The organism is Methylobacter luteus IMV-B-3098, assembly GCF_000427625.1.
In the GTDB taxonomy this organism is placed as follows: Bacteria; Pseudomonadota; Gammaproteobacteria; order Methylococcales; family Methylomonadaceae; genus Methylobacter; species Methylobacter luteus.
On record NZ_ATYJ01000014.1, the window covers coordinates 252,904 to 269,485 of the forward strand.

A 16,582-nucleotide genomic window follows, 5' to 3' on the forward strand; every position below is an offset into this window, starting at 1 on the left:
CAAGGCTCCTTTTTTACAGCAAGGCAGGTCTGATTTCTTCGCCGCTTTTCCCGTCGGGCAAGCGCATCAGCAGGTAGATTTCTGTTTTCTCGCCCGGCTCCAGACGGACTTTTGGCCAGGCGGCCACGGCCATCGTGTCATCGCTCGCGCAGGACGCTTCTTCGAATACTGCCGTGCTTGCACCGTTGTTTTGGGCAATCAGGACCACAATTCTTGACTCATGTCCGGACAGCAGTTGGCCGGGCCAGTAAGTCAGGCTGGGATCGTGACAGAAAGTTATGCCGTGCAATTCTTCAGTGACTTCTTCGAGGGTAAAGCCTTGCGGGATCTGCTGTTTGCCCAGGTTTTGCATAATGGCTTTCATTTCCGTGATATACGGTGTGTCTTGCCGAAACAGCTTGTCGGTTTTGGATGAGGCCGCTTCGGTGGAATTGGCCTGGACGGGACCGCCTTCGATCCGGATTTCGACCGGCATGGCCATGTCCTGTGGCGCCAGCTGCAGGGAAGTCGCGCTGCCGGTTTCCGTATCAGAAATAAACAGGCTGACCGGTGCCTCGGAATCAGTGGCGATGTACACGGCCGAGCCGTCTATTTTGGTCTCGACCGGATCAACCGTCAGCACTTTCGGCTCGGGATAAGGCGTGACAATACGGTTCAACCGGCCTTTGGCAATGATCACGCTCTCCGTGCGCCCTGGTTTGGGCTTAAGGGTGATGCCGGATTGCAGCCCCGGCACACTGTCAGGGACATTCATCTCGGCTTGGGCTTTTTGGGCAGTCGGCGCTTTATCAAGGATTTTCGGTCTTTTCTTGAGTTTTGGCCTGGGCGCAGGTTCGACCGTTTCAGGCTGGGCAACCGTGGGCGTCTCCGGCGTGCCGTTGATGACTTGGCCGCTAGAGGGCGGAGCTGTATCCGGTGCGGGGGGGACGGGCAGCGCTGGCTTGCTGTCGCTCACGCCCAGATCGCCTGCCTCGCCATCCTGATAGGGTGTCAGTGATGAGCCGTCCTGAGCTTGAAACGGCAGCTCGGGCGGCATGTCGTTCGCCAGCGCCGTTGTTGCCAGGGCCATCGAGAAAATCAGTGTTTTAACTTGCATGCGGGGTCGCTCCTATTTTTTCTGCATTTGTTTTTGACGTTCTTCGTCCGCTTTCCGCCTCGCCTCTTCCTTCTGCAGTACACTGAGCAATTTGGGCATGCCCTGATATGAGGCCATTTGCGTGATAATCGGCGAGTATTGTTTGACGTCGATCTTGAACTCGAAGGTCTGTTCGGTAGGCGATGATTTTCCGCCCGCCCCCATCAGCACATTGCGGCCGGTCACGAACACTTTGTCGGTTTCCGGTTCATAAGTGACGCGCACGATCTCGAAGCTGGATGTCACTTTTTCCTGCTTGAGCGTGTCGAGTTCCTGCGCCACTTGTTCGGCGACCAGGGAACGGATTTCGCCGGTCACCATGTTGCCGAATGAATCCAGTACAAAGTCGGCATTTTCCGGTGTGACATTACCGATCAAGGTGGCCGTGTACATAGCCCAGGCTTTCTTGTAACCTTCCGATGCCTTGTTTTTGGCGATTTCTGATTGCTCTGAGAGACTGGGCGGTATCAAGATGACCGCGGTGTCTTTTTTCAGCCAGCCGATCAGGGTTATCAAGAGCAGCGTCAGTTGAGCAAGGCAAACGATTTTCAGGAACCGATTTGAGGCTTGCAGGCTCAGCCAGGTTGAAGCGAAGTTTTTATAGTGCATAGGGAGTCCTAAAAGAATCTGCGAATAAAGGCAAGGGGTCTGGAGGTCGGCGGTGTCTCATCGCAGCCCAAGCCGGCATACCAGTACAGCGCATGCAGCAGAAAGCCATTCGCCTGCCGGTCCTTGATTCTCCGGTACACTTTGATGCCGGCGAGCCCTGACAGAATGAGCACGCCGAGATAATTCACCATGATGCCGACGCCAAACGCGATGGCCAGCAGAATGAATTCGTCGAACTCCCAGAACAGGATTTGTTGAGGGTCATCTATGTAATTCGGAATGTCACGCATCTTAATTCCCCACGAAAGGAATCAGATCCGCCCGGCGATTCTTGATGCGGTGAGCCTCGGTATCGTTAGGCACGACCGGATCGCTTTCGCCCAGGCCTTCGATCGAGATTTTACTGGCTTGAATGCCGCGCTGAATGAGATAGTTTTTGACGGCCTTGGCCCGCTTGATCGACAGTTTCTGGTTGTACCTGGCGGAACCTTTGCTATCGGTATGGCCTTCGATGCGAATGTGCATCAAGTGGGCGTTTTCAATCCGATGGAACAGATGATCGAGCTTGTCCATTTCCACGGGATCAAGAGAAGCGTGGTCAAAGGCGAAAAGAACGGTTTCGGTGTCCGGAACGGCATTCGGCACGGGTGGCAGCGCAAAGGACTGCACGGGTTCTGTGACGGGTTGCAGCGTTTCCGGCCCAGGGACGGACAGGGCATGCTGGAAGCCGCTTTGCACGATCACCTGATTGCGGGAGCCTTGAATGTTTTTGTAGTTCAGTTCGGCGACCACGGGCGGCAAATAGGCCGTCACTATTATCCGGTCGCAGTCATCGCCCGACCGGTTAAAAGGGCCGCCGCCGGTTGTCGAGCAGCCTATCGCCAGGCTGGCCAATAGTGCGATCGGCACTTTATTTAAGTTTTTCATGGATGATCTTCTCGTAATGTTTGACGTGTTGGACGTAGGTTTTGCCGCGCGCGGGATTCGACGGCGCGTGATAGTCGGCGACTGTTTTGCTGACGTTATGTTTGTTGAGCGACTTCAAATAGCCTGCCGCTACCGTGATATTGGTCTTGGGATCTAACAGGGCGTAGGGGCTGGACACCTTGTGGCCGTGCCAATAGAAGTTGACTTGCATGAGCCCGATATCCACGTTCGTCACGCCTTTGCTGAGCATTTCCTTAAGCGCTTGCGCAGCCGCTTCCTTGCTGGCGTAACGTCGGGGACCTGCCTTGATGCCGTTTTTCCCTTCATTGACATTGAGGGTCCAAGGCCAGGGCCTGAAGGTGCCGTCACGCCAGCGCATGCCGCTTTCCTGGACGGCCATGCTGTAGAGCGTGGCGACATTAACGCCGGCCGAGGCCGCAGCGCGTCCCCAGACGCTGTTTTCCAGCGTCGGATTAGAATGCGCCCGGCTTGAAGCGAGTAGTAAGATAATGAGTAAAGTGATGCTCTTGTTCATGCGGAATATGATAATCCGCAGAAAAAATTTGCATCGGGTCGAAAGACGCGCAAAAAACGACTGTTTTGATTTTTCTTTGCGTTTTGGTCGGTGTTTGCGAAGATATTTTAAGAAAAATTTAAGAATTGTCTTTTAGCGGAATAAAAAATGACCAAAACATGGACTAATGCCTTTGTAATCCTCGTCACTGTACGTCTGATTTCAGGCTGCAGCACTTTCAAACCCTACGCGCAAAATCCGTTTGATCAGAGAGACACCAAAAAAACGAACAAAGCTTAAGCGAAGAATCCAGATAGCTTTGCTCATTATCAAAAACGTTACACCCATTCTGAATTAACCAAACTGAGTAGATTCAGCAACAGTTCATTTTCAATCGGATAAAAGTTAGAAGCTGAAAGTGGAAGATAGTGAGTGGATGCCGATTCACACGGTGACGCTTAATTGACGTAAAATGGCGAGCTCATACTTAACCTCCGCATTTAGTTGCATCATAATTATGACCATGATCTTTTATGTTAGATATCCTATGGTCATGACTTTCAATTTCAAGCCTACATAAAGATGAACCTATGACTATAAAAAAATCATTAGTCCTGTTGTTTTCTTATCTTGCCACCAGCCATGTTTTAGCTATTGAGCCGGTATATGAAGGTCCCGACGGCATTCGAGCCAAGGTATTGGCTACCAACTGCCTAGCCTGCCATTCATTTGATAAGGTCGATGCAGACCGTAATGGCGCTCCGCCTGAAATTAACTTTGATACCTACAAGGCAACGCGACCACACGCAGATCGTATTATCGACAAGGCCGTTGAAGAAATGACAATGCCGCCCGTTTCCAGCAGTATTCCAGCGCTGAATGAAGAACAAAAAGCTGCTATGCTCGCGTGGCAAAAGGCTGGTTTCCCGAGAATATCTACTTCTAACGCTTTCTTTGACGGGTCAACGCTGACAGTACCGGTCGTCAAGGTCGACGATCAAAAATTCAGAGCCACTCTGAGACGCATTCCACACGAGGGCAGTCCGGTGGGTTATGGATTCGTATTGGAAAGCGCCGAGCTGACCACGGCGGATTCGAACAATGCGGCAACTGTTTTGCCTAATGAAAGCTGGGCTTATTATGATTCTACTGGAAAGTTGCTTTATACCGTTGACAAAGGGAAACAAGTAATTCTACCCGTAGTAGATCAGCTATTAGACGACTGCCCTATTAATAATCAATTTGTATCTGTACAGATGAAACTAGTCGAAGGCTCTGATCCAATGGTATTTAACTTATATCCGGCAACGCAAGAGCGTATTTTCAAGGCACGGGCAAGGACTACATCTGATGCCTTCTACTCATACGATAATAATGTTCTATCACTTCCAATTATTGTTATTGGCAATCTAATCGACAATCAAAGACTCAAGGCTACCCTGAAACTCGTTCCGCTCGAAAGTAGCCCCACTGGCATTGGCTTCGTACTGGAGAGCGTCTCGGAAAATACTCCGCTGGAAACAGCGTATTCGTCTAGTGTGGAGTTTGAACCTGAAACCGGCAAACTGCATCTGCACAGTGTAAGATTAATACAGAATTGCATTGACCAACAGACTGTAAGTGCCGAAATGGAATTAGTGCCCGGCTCTAATCCATGGGTGTTTAGCTTAACTAATTATGCCCCTATCCCTGAAGCAAGCATTACTGTCCCTCCAGGAGTGCCATCCACATCAAACTAGTAGTGAAGATTGTGTGCTGCTAATTTCCAGTTGATAAGACCTGTAAGGATAACGGAGAGTTTTGTTATTGATAGATGCATACTATTGAAACAACACTTGTGTATTTTCTCTACATCCATAATAGGCAATGCATAAGCTATGCTTTGTTTCGAGACTGACAGTTGATACTGAGAGAACTCTTGAAGATCAGCTAGCACAATACGCAAAGATCAAAGGCGTTATTTGGCTTAGAAAAATTTGGAGAAACACGTGAGGATTTGCCGGCAGTCTTTGCGTGTTTTTTCACTCAATGATCTGTTGACGAACCTGTTAACTTTTTTGATTTGGAAATCTTGTAAGCGACTAATTCTGAATGGAAATTGTGAAATGGTGGAGAGACAGAGACTTCGCAATTTATTTTCTAACTTATTGATTTATAGCTCATTTTACTAATAACAAAGAGAACTTTTGTAGCAGTTCTCTATTACAATTTTTATTGTATCGCCAGTTCAGGTAAAAAACCACCTTTACAAGTAGCGATCTTCAATTTTGTAATCTTTAACCGACATACTTCTTTAGTCATTTATTGCATAATGGATGAGTTAGCGCTGACTAATTTAGCCTTATAAATAACATCAAATTTAGACGGCTGCTGGTTTTGGCTTATAGCAGCCGATCAATATGTAATTTTACAATCTGAGGACTTGCGTGAGCGACACATATCTTATGAGTTGGCATCTAGACTAAGCTCACTCTTTACTATCACCTGCGACCACCCTATCCAATTTACAGGACAAAGCCGAATATATCGCAATTTGCGTTTATCAATGGACTGAATTTATGAATAAAAAATATACAGGAAAACAAGTCATTAAAGCTGGTGAATTCCTTGAGGGCGACATTATTAACAGTGCTGACGAATTCGATCGAGCAATGGACATTTTGTCATATTGGCGTTTTAGTCATGAGGTGCCTCTTGGGGAAGCATTAGAAATTCTTCGGGAAATAACGTTAAAAATAGATAAAACGGCCATCTTTGCAAAACGATTGAAGAGATATGTTTCTATTGTTCTTAAGCTAAAACGATTTAAGCAAATGAAACTTAAGAACATGCAAGATATTGGAGGATGTAGGGCTATCGTTTCAACCCCCAAAAAGCTATATAAAGTAGCAAGAGAGCTAAAAAGGAGGCCTGAATTTAAGAATTCACAAGGAAAGATCCGGTATAAAGATTATATAGTAAATCCAAAAGAAGATGGTTACAGAGGGTATCATATAGTTGGTCAATTTAAAGATGAGCATGGAGACAAGAAAGATATAGAAGTCCAGCTAAGGACAAATATTCAGCATGATTGGGCTACAGCTTTGGAAATTGTTGATCTATTTACAGGTCAAGCATTAAAGTCTAATCGAGGAGATGAAAATTGGAAACGTTTTTTCTCAAGTGTTAGCGCACAGTTTGCTGTGATGGAAAGTATTCATTTGTTTAATGCGCTTGAGGATAAAGAAAAATATAAATTATATGTAAAACAATTGAATGCAAATCCAGAAGCTATTGAATCTTTTGATGCTACTCGGGAATATTCTGAAAAATTAGGGGTAGTCGAAGTATTTGAAGCCTTTACTCATTCACTCAAAATAGTTGACGGGCATCTCGAAAAAAATTCAGAAGCTGGTTACGTCTTAGTTGAGGTCGACACAACAAAACAGGAAGTTAAAACAATTTTTTTTAAAGATAGTGCAAACAAAAATGCTGAGAAGATGTATATCGATGCAGAAAAACGAGCAACTGAAAAAAATGGCATTGTTGTAGCGCTTGTTTCTACTACAGCGGTTGGCGGTATTAAGGAGGCCTACCCGAACTACTTTGCTGATTCAACAGATTTTTTGAAATACTTGTTATTCATAACAAATGCCTCTGCCCCAAAAAATAAACGAAATACTTTCTCAGATGAGTCAGACAATAAAAAGCATACAACCGAATATTAGATGCAGTTGAACTAAGCAATCTGCGATACTGACTCTGCCAGAATTGACCGGACTGTTTCAATTGTCATCATGAGAGTCATCGGTTGTATAGGTGATTCCACGAAGCCGCGCGACAGATAGAACTGTTTGGCTTGGTCAGTAAGGGCATGAATGAGTATGGCGAACACTCCAGCATCCCCGGAGACGTTGATTGCCCGCAATAGCGCATCGCGCAACAATGCCTGACCGATACCCCTGTTGTGGTAACGCTTATCGACGGCAAGCCTGCCAAGCAGAATGACCGGCAACGGGTCAGGCATATTTCGCCTCATCGCCTTTGGCGCGGCTTCATGACTTATAGCGCCTGCGGATAAACTGTAGTAGCCAATGACAACCGTTCCGGAACACACCACAAAGCAGCGTGAAGCGCCAGTCGCTTGGTTTTTTAACGCACGTTTTTTAAGCCATTCGTTCAGGGACAATTCACCACTGTCGAAATTTGTTAACTTTTGATCAACTGTGATCGGCGAGGGCGGCTTGAGATTAAATTCGGTCATTTATCCCAAGGAGCCTTTGTCTTAAGTAACCGGCGTAATTTATCAGTCGGCGGTAACGGTTGGTCGAGAAGTGCTTGAAATTTAGCAAATGTGCCCGCGTCGACTGAGAAAAAAGCTTGATCTAGCAGTACATCTTCCGCTTCACGACAGGCTGCTTCAAGCATAAAATCAGACCGGCTACGCCCTAAACGGTTCGCAGCTTGATCGATGAGATCGCGCTGCTTAGCTTTGGCACGGATATTTATGGAAACGGCTTCTTTGGTTCGTATATGTGACATGGTCATATTCCAATTTGTATATCATATTAATATACAATTTTGTATAGAAAACCTCAATACAATGAATTGTGATAGCTTAGGGATTCCTGTGGAATCATTGAGTGACTTACTATCACGATATCATCTGTTAGTCAGTCCTGAAGCGCTCGTGCAGCCGCTTCCTTGCTGGCGAAACGTCGGGGACCTGCCTTGATGCCGCTTTTCCTTTCATTGACATTGAGGGTCCAAGGCCAGGGCCTGAAGGCGCCGTCACGCAAGCGCATGCCGCTTTCCTGGACGGCTATGCTGTAGAGCGTAGTGGCATTAACGCCGGCCGAGGCCGCAGCGCGTCCCCAGACGCTGTTTTCCAGCGTCGGATTAGAATGCGCTCGGCCTGAAGCGAGTAGTAAGATAATTAGTAAAATGATGCTCTTGTTCATGCGGGATATGATAATCCGCCGAAAAAATTTGCATTGGGTCGAAAGACGCGCAAAAAACGCCTGTTTTGATTTTTCTTTGCGTTTTGGTCGGTGTTTGAGAAGATATTTTAAGAGTATCTTAAGAAATCTCTTTTTAATGGAGCAGCAACATGACTCAATCACGGACTAACGCTTTCGCAATCCTTCTTACTGCCTGCCTAATTTCGGGCTGCGGAACCTTCAAACCTTACGCACAGAATCCATTTAACCCGGAAGCCAGAATCAAACCCACGCCTACGACGGCAAGCGCAGGCGGCGGAGGTAAGTCGCTTGCATCCCGGACAACGAATCTTGGTTTGGCCGCGGCTAGCCGCCCTATTCCCGGTGCGCTACCGCACGGCGCCGGCGTGGGGATTGCCGCCGCAGCCCTGCTGCTGGGCGGGCCCTCCAGACCTAGTATCGTGCCGGACAATGACAACTATCTTATAATAGCCATGCCGCTGACCTATGCGAAAGATGAGGATGACGCCCAGTTGAAAATGAGCGCTTTGATGGAAAAAGCGATTATTCAAGCCTTGCCTCCAACATATCAGACTAAAATTGTCGAATACGATGATCACTATGCTTTTGGCAGGGTGTCCAGGCCGCGCTGGATCCGCGTCGATGGTCCGTTGTGCGAAAACTGGTCATGCCAAATTAGCGGTCCCATACCGACCCAAAGTGCAGGGCAATGGGAAGGAGAAATAGTAAAAGCGAGGAATAGCGGCAGAGAAATTTACTGGTACACAAATATTTTCAGGGAAAAAATAAGATTTGTAAAAATCACCAAGGAATACGACAAAAATGAAAAGCATTTTGTAGAAGGTCAGGAAATTCCTGATTTCGATTATCCAGGATTCTACCAGCGGATTTCAGCCAAACTTCCGGAGTGGGTGGGTTTTCGCATCACAAAAAAAGGTGAGAAGCCTTATTCACTAACCCAAGGTGGTAAATATGAGTTAGTCATAAAATAATAGTTTGGCATTTTTCTTGTTGAATTAAGGAAGTCGGTAAATTGAGTTATCCACAAAATCTGTGGATAACTCTGTGAGAGGGTCCCTTTTGTCCGGCACTCTTCCTATTGTTCAGTCGAATTGACTGAAAAGTGGACAATAATCACATATGGTCCAACAAATACTGCCGTTGAGCGTCAATGTCTGATCCTTGGGTTTGGGTATTTAACCGATCCTGCACGTTGTTGGTTTGTGTGTTCGGTAAATTGCCCGTAGTAACCGTTCCAGAACTGTATAGCGATTCCGCCACGGTACTGTTAAGCGGCATGACATTGGCCACTTTGAGCATATCGATCCATTCACTAAAATCCATCTGGTCAAAATCCAGACCGGCAATTTGGTCAACAGTGAATCCGTCGCAACTGGGTTCGCGTGGTAGACCAAAACTCATACTCAGCTGTTTCCGGGCCTGCTCCTGAAACACGCGTGCAAAAGGGCTGGTAAAACAACAGTAAGCTTGCTTTTCCGCCACGCACCCGAAGAATGTATCCGCTGAACAGTACGTCCCAATCTCATCAGGCTTGGTGCACATTTTTTGGTCTTTATACATAGCTAGCTTCATCTCTTCTTCGGTGCACGCAAAAATCAGTTGCACCACCATTTTCGCGATTTGATAGATCGCGTAAATGATGCCCACAACTGTCATAATCGAGGACAACATTGAGCCTGCCATTGTATAGCTTGTTTGTACGGCTGCTCCAGCTCCTGTCGTTGTCGCCGTAAGCAAGGTGGAGGCGGCCGTTTCCCCGAATGTCGATGCTATCCAGTGACCCAGCCAATTGGCCACTTGGTTTTTGATTGCTTCCATCGATAAATCGGTAAGCAGATTTTCACCCATCATGGACAGCACAGAATCATACATGGATGAGAATGGTTGGGTTATAGCGGTATAGGTATCGGCTATCATGTTGACCGGAGTCTGAAATACCGTGCCGTTAGCCAGTAATTGCCAGGCGCCGGAAGCGGCCTCAGTACCTGCATTCGACAATCCAAATTGATAGACTTCAACGGACGTATCGGCCATATCCCATGTATTTTTGGCCAGCCAGATATAATCAATCCAACTACCCTGGATGGGCATGTTGCAGCAATCGACGTTACCCAGAATGGAAAGGTCCGCCATCTGGCACCACAAGGCTTCCCCTTTAAACAGCTCGCACTCGCTCGATGCCGGATCACAATCCTTGGCCTTTTGCGCCTCGTTCAGCGTCTGAAGCGCTGTGGCCGCCTTGATGAAATCTTCGTTGGATTCCTGCGGCGGATCAACGCACTCGCCGCCCATGCAGCGTATTTGGGCATCGCAAATGGTTTTTTCGCCGTTATTAGACAGATCACAGGTGGCTTCATGGTCAGTGCCGCAATCATAGGTGACGATAAATTCCTTGCAGGCGCCGGTAAGGGTATCTATACGGTCATTCCCGGCATCGTTTTTAGTGCATTCCTCCTTGACATAGGCACAGGACGGATTGGCTGCCAGTGACTCGCAGGTATCATGCGCACTGAGCGGATAATCGTACTCAGGACATATTTCATAGCCCTGGTAATCGGTATAGCAAGGCTCGATCACATGCGAGCTCGGCACTCGCGATTCCGCCTGATAGCAAATGGGCGCGGGCGGCGATGCCGGCGGATCGGGCAGTATGGGCCCCGCTAATGCGCCGTATTCCTTGGGGGTAATGGTTACCGTGCCTACCACGCGATCATTCGATGCATCCAGGCACTGCCACCAATCGGTCGAGGCTTGATCATTCAGCGAATCTGTCGGAAACCAGAGCGGAGGCGACCAGCCTGGCGGCCATGCATTAAACACGCGTTCCCTGCAGCCGGGCGGATTGTCGATGAATTGCTCGGAAAGATCCGGTGAGGCCATGACCTTTAACGTCGCGGCGGCCTCGCCCAGTCCGCCGACCAGCGTTTCCTGCCGTACCACAACCGTTCCGCCTTGAGCCGCATTTTTAAACGCGGCAGTAATATCGGTGCCGGGGTTCTCGACCCAACTTTCACCGAGTTCGCAACCTCCACCGCCCCATCCTGTCCCACCGGTATAAACCAAGGTGTCGTTAATGTATATGCGCGTGTAATCGTCATATTTAACATTATCGATCGTGACCTGGATAATGGCATCCGGACGCATCACCACATAACTCGCGTTCCAGTTAAAGACCGCGCAATCCCCTGCCAGGGTATTATTCGTATCAGGGCCTACATGCAAATACGTACACCCCGATCCGCAGCTGGCAATCCTGCCGTTCCCTGATCCGAAGCCCATGATCGGCGTATAGGAAACCGCGCGCGTCACTTTGCACGTCTCGTTCCCCAAGACTTTTTTGCACGTTTTCAGGTCTTCCACATGGATTGGGCAGGAGGTCTCGGCCCAGTTCGTGGTTTTAGTGCAGCCGCTGAACAGATCGTCGATCAAAGGCGACTGCCGGGACAGCACCGCATCCGATTGTTGCCAGATCGGGTCGTTGTAGATGTTCGGCATCGCCGTATTGGCGCCCATCAGGGTCTGGTAGGCGTAAGCATGCGTGGACGATCCTGTGGACAGCGAGTTGATGGTATTGTTGACGTAAGTACCCTGAGCCGCCGAATTACCGTAGGCCGCTGCAGCCGCATCCATCGAGCCGGGCTGTATCTCCTGGAACATCTCGTTTTGCTGGATCTTCTGGCCCGCCACCGGTCCGTTGGTCAGCGTAATTTCCCCGGTTGCGGCATTGACATCCGGTATCGTAAACTCGGACATCAGGGTTCCGCCAAGCGCTTCGCCTTCAACCGCCTTGTCTATGAAGGCGTCCGCAAACGCTGGAAACGGCGTAAAGAAAGCGAATCGGGCCGCAATGTAAAATACGGCAACCGAATTATGGAAAATGCAGACGATGAGAATTTCTGCGACGGCTTTTGTAATTTTTTGCATGGCTGTCTATTCTTAATCTTAATCTGTTGAGCGAAGAAGGTGGGGTGCCGGATTAGTCTTCATGGTCCGTCAAACAGCAATCCGTGTAACGCCAGATCAGGTAAACGAAGTCTTCGCCCGTGCCGGGGATATTCCGCCACTCGCCCCACGTGAACGGCGTCTCTCCAAGGTAATGGCAGCAATTCTCACCAGGAACCACTTTCTCCACTATGCGGGTATGCCCTTCGGCATCCGTTTCCTGCGTGCTGATTTTTTCCGCTTTGGCTTCGGTCACCGGAAACAGCATGCTCATCTTGTATTGCTGCTTGGGAATCATGGGATAGAGGGTGCCGCTGCACAGCGCGTCATTACCGTAGGTTTTGTGAGCAAGGCCACGCCGATGCAGGGCAGCCAGCACTCTCGCAGAAAGCAGGCTACTGTCCCTGACCGGTGAGCCATCGGAGGCGATATTGCCCGTGAACGGGTATAAGTTGCCCCAGCAGCCTGCGCACCACCACAAGGAGGTCATCGGCTGTGTTGCCGTCGTGACCGCGCAATCCACGGCGCAGGCCGCCACCGCCAACGGATTGGCAAACGCCACGGCCTCCGGATTCAGGAAGAAGGCCAGCTCGTCCACGTTCCAGGTCGGGTCGATTTCCGACATGTACATCATGTCCATGTTTCTGAAACCGCCGGCATTGCAGCTATTCTGCACGAACAGGTCCAGCATCACGTACAAAGGGAAAGCCCAGTAATGGTAGTTGTAGAAGGTCTTGTCGGTACCGTCGCCTTCTACTTCTTTATGCCCACCCCACAAACGGACGCTGTTGTTGAATGAAATGCCGCCCAGTGCCGGCGAGCAGTAAGGTTTACGCACGACCTCAATCAGCCTGGCCGGCAACCAGGCGCCGCCGGTGACGCCCAGCGAGGGGATGCCATCGGCGTCATTGCAGAAACAAAAGCTCTGCTCAGCCACATCATCCGGCAGATCATTGTCGTCGTCATAAATGGTAAAACCCAGGAGCCTTACCGGAAACAAACAGGTCCAGCACACTCCGGTAATCATTTTTTTGCCCCATAAGTCCGCATCGGGACACAGCAATTTCTCAGCGGAAACAGACTGGCTTTCAGTCGTATTGATGGGATCGACTGCCATGGTGTCCCAGCTTGCAATCATTCCAAACAGAAGCAGTAGGGTAGAAGTGATTGTTCTCATCTCAATGAAGCTCCCGGGCAGCGATTTCCCTGACGACCACATGATCGCCTTCCCCTTCTATGACGGAAGGCAGCGCCTGGATCTTGAAGCGGTTAATCATGTCCTGGTTCAGCTTGTACAGCGGGCCGTTCAAGACATCCCCGGTCTCGTTGAAGTGATCCCAGCCTCTGTCCTTGTCGATTTGTGAAAACAGATAAATAACGGGCTTGTGCTTTTTGAGCGCTTCATCGCCGGCTTTTTTGGCGATCGCCACCTGCTTTTGGCTGGTCGCATCAAAAACAATGTAGACATTTCGCATCGGCATGATGGCCTGCGGATTGATTCTATCCCCTCTGGCGATGATTAACCGGCCGTCGGGATGGAAAATAGCCTGCGTCGACACGATGCTCATATCGACGTGGCTGTCGCGGTTTTTCTCGGCCGCCGGCAAATTGAACGCATCCTGTCTTTTCCAGAAATTGGCCATGGCCTCGCGTCTTTGCTTATCCCAGTCCATGTGCTCCATCCGGCGCTGGATCTCCTCGATCATGTCGGGCTCCAGGATCCCAAAGGTGGGGCCTCGCTGGCCATGATCGCCGGGCTCCTGCTTGCTGAGCCACTCAAAGCCGGGCAGGCCTCGCGCTATCCGGGTCTTTCCCTCGGCATCCGTCTCGATCATGGTAGGCACGACATTCACGTTGAATCTTGTGAAAAGCGTGGGATCGATCACGGTGCCCGGCACCGGCTTCAGGTCTTTGACGATCGGGATCAGTTTCTTTGTGATCGATCCGGTATGGGTTCCTGGTTCCACGCCCCGGAATACCAGTACGGATTTCGAGGTGGCCGCTTCTTCAGCGGCGGCTCTGATTTCATGCGCTGGCATTGAAAAGGACACAAAAATCCATTTTCCTTGCACAGTGACGGGTTGCGGTTTATTGGGATCTCCGCCCGGGACTTGTGCATTTCCGCCTGCAATCTGATTGCCGTCTTTCAACAGTTTTTCGAAAACAGGGCTTAACTGGGCCGGCTGGGTTTTCAGCCAGTCGGGAATCCTGCGGTTCATGTTGGGTTGTTGTTCTTTCATAAGCTGTTTGAGAAAAAAATCGTCCTCGCCCGCCCCGGCGATTGAGGACGACAGCAGCACCATGGCCGCTAAAAGATAACTAGAAAATCGGGTAGGCGCGGCCAATGACATCTTTTTTATCCACTAATCCGAGTAGGTTGTAACGGGAATCGAGGCTGTATTCGTGATCGCCGGCGACGAAGTATTTGCCCAGCTGGAGGGTGTTTTTGCCTTCGTGAAGCTCATCGTTCGGGAACAGCTTTCTGAGGCTAAGGCCGACCTCCTTGCCGATCAGCGTGCGGTCAACCACTGTGAAATCCCGGCCTTTTCGGGTCACGATGTCACCGGGGCCGGCCAGCAGCCGCTTGGTGAAGATGTAGCCGTCCGGATAAGGAGCGCCGTTGTGCCAGCGGAATGCTATCAATCCGCCTGTTTCCACTTTTTCATCCAGCGAAATCAGAAACAATCTGTAAGGCAGGCTGGGAGTCTGGTTGATGGCCAGCCGGTAGTTGGCGTGAATCACGCCATACAGCGCAGCCAACAAGGCCCAGGTAATGGCATGACTCTTGAAATGGTTCAGCAAGATCGGGCCAAAAAATTTGCTGCGTTCGATAAAGAGATCAACGGTTAAAGGCTGTTTTATCGGCTGCGGTTTATTCAATGTTGACATAGGCTTCCTCTGGGGCATGCAGAACGGATTGGGCGTCGAAAATAACAATGCCCTGCTCGATTAGGGGTTGGGTCGCTGACTTGATTTTGGTCATGAGCGCTTTGGCATCGTCTTCGGTTTGCGCCTGGTTGTTTTCCACGGCTTTTTTAACCAGTGTCTGCACATCGACAACGGCGATCTGGGCCGGGACGGGCGAAAAGGCGGCGGCATAATAGCCGCCTAATGCGCCGCAGAAGCCGCAAGACAATAACAACATGACCAGTTTGACGGGAGATAGTGGATTCATGAGCTAGCCTGCCGATAGTCCGTGCATGCGAACGAATTCCAGCAGTCCGCCCGTTAAACCGGTGCCGATGGCTTTAAATTTCCAGTCGCCGTTGTAACGGTAGATTTCCCCGGTAAGGACTGCGGTGTACTTTGAGTAGTCTTCGGTCAGGTCGTAGCGCCTGATTTCCTGGTCCGTGTCAGCATTCAGTACGCGCATGTAAGCGTTCAGGACCTGGCCGAAGTTTTGTTTTTTCTCGAGCGCCTTGTAGATCGATACGCACACCACGAGCCGGTGCTTATCGGCTGGCACCTGATCCAGCTGGATAAGAATGGACTCATCGTCGCCCTCCCCTTCCCCGGTTCGGTTATCGCCGGTATGACGGACTGAGCCGCAAACCGAAACCTGGTGGGCGGGGTTGTAAAAGATCAAATCCCGCTCGCTGCTGGCTTTGCCATCAGCGCCGACCATGATTAACGACACGTCCAGATCAAAGGTTTCCTGGTCGGACGCCCTGATATCCCAGCCGCATCCGATAAGGATGTTTTTTAAGCTGGGTTCCTCTTTGGTCAGGTTGATGTTTTCGCCTTTTTCAAGGCTGATGACTGGCGTATTCATATGCTTTCGCTCCTTAAGTAAATAGAAGTTGTGGAAGGGGTAACTTGTTTAACTATTCGGCAGATCGGGTGAACTTGCCTTGTCTTTATTGGAAAAACCAGATAGCGGGTCAGCGCCTCCAGCACGAAATACAGGCTGCGCAAACCCAGGATGGCAAAGATGACACTGACAATGGCAAACAAAATGCCGTGTTTCGATAGATGATCCGAACTGGTCCAATTTTCCTCCTCGATAAAATTCTTTAACTCAACAGCAGAAGATCTTACGGGAAAAAAAAATTTTGCATCGGGTCGAAAGACGCGCAAAAAACGACTGTTTTGATTTTGGGAAGTTAAATAGGGAGGAAAAATCCGGATTTTTGGGCCTGATCTAAAAAATCCACAGTGATCAAAAATTTAAGTACCAAGCATTTTTTTCGATTTGCCCCTTGCGTTATTTTTTTTGTGGTTATCATAGATTGGATGAAAACTCTGAAAGCTGTATTTCCCAAAGCTTCCGCCGGATCGTTGCGTTTTTTGCAATCTTTTGGCCTTTAGTTTTGCCGTGTTTTCATTCAGAATTTAAGCACTTTTTAAGGTTCTAATAAGTTATTGGGTAATAGAGACTCATATACCACTAAAACCGCCACGCCGAAATCAAGCCATTTGAGTCAGCCGGCAGCTTTGTTATTCGCTTGTAATGGAACCTTGAAGTAACTTTCGTTTTAGTAAGGGAGCAAAACT

At 49.3% G+C, this 16,582-nt stretch carries 17 protein-coding genes; 3 read left to right on the forward strand and 14 right to left on the reverse strand.

The features are described 5' to 3' along the window. Positions 1-13: 13 nt before the first annotated feature. The 5 genes from METLU_RS0101270 to METLU_RS24185 are packed head-to-tail and all read right to left on the reverse strand — an operon-like array spanning position 14 to position 3,206. Positions 14-1,096 carry a TraK domain-containing protein gene (locus METLU_RS0101270; RefSeq protein WP_027156646.1) on the reverse strand — a complete coding sequence of 361 codons (1,083 nt, stop codon included), beginning with the start codon at positions 1,094-1,096 and terminating at the stop codon, positions 14-16. Between the two features lie 12 nt (positions 1,097-1,108). Beyond that, positions 1,109-1,744, reverse strand: a complete 636-nt coding sequence (locus tag METLU_RS0101275; protein ID WP_027156647.1) for a TraE/TraK family type IV conjugative transfer system protein — start codon at positions 1,742-1,744, stop codon at positions 1,109-1,111. An 8-nt stretch (positions 1,745-1,752) separates the two neighbouring features. Continuing rightward, the gene (gene traL / locus METLU_RS24175) at positions 1,753-2,034 is read right to left on the reverse strand and encodes a type IV conjugative transfer system protein TraL (RefSeq protein WP_051299717.1); all 282 of its coding nucleotides are present in this window, start codon (positions 2,032-2,034) and stop codon (positions 1,753-1,755) included. A gap of 1 nt (position 2,035) precedes the next feature. Then, positions 2,036-2,671, reverse strand: coding sequence for an OmpA family protein (locus tag METLU_RS26540; RefSeq protein ID WP_051299718.1), 636 nt, complete (start codon positions 2,669-2,671; stop codon positions 2,036-2,038). Continuing rightward, a complete protein-coding gene (locus METLU_RS24185) occupies positions 2,655-3,206 on the reverse strand; it encodes a transglycosylase SLT domain-containing protein (protein ID WP_051299719.1) in 552 nt (183 codons plus the stop codon). Before METLU_RS24185 ends, METLU_RS26540 begins: the two co-directional genes overlap by 17 nt. A 569-nt stretch (positions 3,207-3,775) precedes the next feature. Between METLU_RS24185 and METLU_RS0101300 the strand changes: the two genes are divergently transcribed. Further along, positions 3,776-4,924, forward strand: a complete 1,149-nt coding sequence (locus METLU_RS0101300; RefSeq protein WP_027156648.1) for a hypothetical protein — start codon at positions 3,776-3,778, stop codon at positions 4,922-4,924. 819 nt (positions 4,925-5,743) lie between these two features. Then, positions 5,744-6,892: a RelA/SpoT domain-containing protein gene (locus METLU_RS24190; protein WP_081678983.1), complete on the forward strand. Its 1,149-nt coding sequence runs from the start codon at positions 5,744-5,746 to the stop codon at positions 6,890-6,892. 11 nt (positions 6,893-6,903) lie between these two features. Here the strand turns inward: METLU_RS24190 and METLU_RS0101310 are convergent, their stop codons facing one another. From METLU_RS0101310 to METLU_RS24195, 3 genes are all read right to left on the reverse strand, one after another. Then, positions 6,904-7,428 carry a GNAT family N-acetyltransferase gene (locus METLU_RS0101310; RefSeq protein WP_027156649.1) on the reverse strand — a complete coding sequence of 175 codons (525 nt, stop codon included), beginning with the start codon at positions 7,426-7,428 and terminating at the stop codon, positions 6,904-6,906. After that, a complete protein-coding gene (locus tag METLU_RS0101315) occupies positions 7,425-7,706 on the reverse strand; it encodes a type II toxin-antitoxin system TacA family antitoxin (protein ID WP_027156650.1) in 282 nt (93 codons plus the stop codon). The genes METLU_RS0101310 and METLU_RS0101315 overlap by 4 nt, the downstream gene beginning before the upstream one ends. A gap of 131 nt (positions 7,707-7,837) precedes the next feature. Beyond that, positions 7,838-8,125: a hypothetical protein gene (locus METLU_RS24195; RefSeq protein ID WP_051299720.1), complete on the reverse strand. Its 288-nt coding sequence runs from the start codon at positions 8,123-8,125 to the stop codon at positions 7,838-7,840. A gap of 149 nt (positions 8,126-8,274) precedes the next feature. Between METLU_RS24195 and METLU_RS0101325 the strand changes: the two genes are divergently transcribed. Continuing rightward, positions 8,275-9,117, forward strand: a complete 843-nt coding sequence (locus tag METLU_RS0101325; protein WP_027156651.1) for a hypothetical protein — start codon at positions 8,275-8,277, stop codon at positions 9,115-9,117. Between the two features lie 142 nt (positions 9,118-9,259). On the opposite strand, the gene traN is transcribed toward METLU_RS0101325, so the two are convergent. The 6 genes from traN to METLU_RS0101355 form a co-directional block, all read right to left on the reverse strand. Further along, a complete protein-coding gene (gene traN, locus METLU_RS0101330) occupies positions 9,260-12,070 on the reverse strand; it encodes a conjugal transfer protein TraN (RefSeq protein ID WP_027156652.1) in 2,811 nt (936 codons plus the stop codon). Between the two features lie 52 nt (positions 12,071-12,122). After that, entirely contained in the window at positions 12,123-13,205 is a 1,083-nt protein-coding gene (locus METLU_RS0101335) for a TraU family protein (RefSeq protein WP_231383517.1), read from the reverse strand. Between the two features lie 61 nt (positions 13,206-13,266). Then, positions 13,267-14,439 (reverse strand): TrbC family F-type conjugative pilus assembly protein, encoded by a 1,173-nt coding sequence (locus METLU_RS0101340; RefSeq protein ID WP_027156654.1) that lies wholly within the window; start codon positions 14,437-14,439, stop codon positions 13,267-13,269. Further along, the gene (locus METLU_RS24200) at positions 14,408-14,977 is read right to left on the reverse strand and encodes a S26 family signal peptidase (protein WP_051299722.1); all 570 of its coding nucleotides are present in this window, start codon (positions 14,975-14,977) and stop codon (positions 14,408-14,410) included. Before METLU_RS24200 ends, METLU_RS0101340 begins: the two co-directional genes overlap by 32 nt. Beyond that, the gene (locus METLU_RS0101350) at positions 14,961-15,263 is read right to left on the reverse strand and encodes a hypothetical protein (RefSeq protein WP_027156655.1); all 303 of its coding nucleotides are present in this window, start codon (positions 15,261-15,263) and stop codon (positions 14,961-14,963) included. Before METLU_RS0101350 ends, METLU_RS24200 begins: the two co-directional genes overlap by 17 nt. Positions 15,264-15,266: 3 nt before the next feature. Then, on the reverse strand, positions 15,267-15,860 hold the full coding sequence (locus METLU_RS0101355) for a TerD family protein (RefSeq protein ID WP_027156656.1): 594 nt from the start codon (positions 15,858-15,860) through the stop codon (positions 15,267-15,269). Between the last annotated feature and the right edge of the window lie 722 nt (positions 15,861-16,582).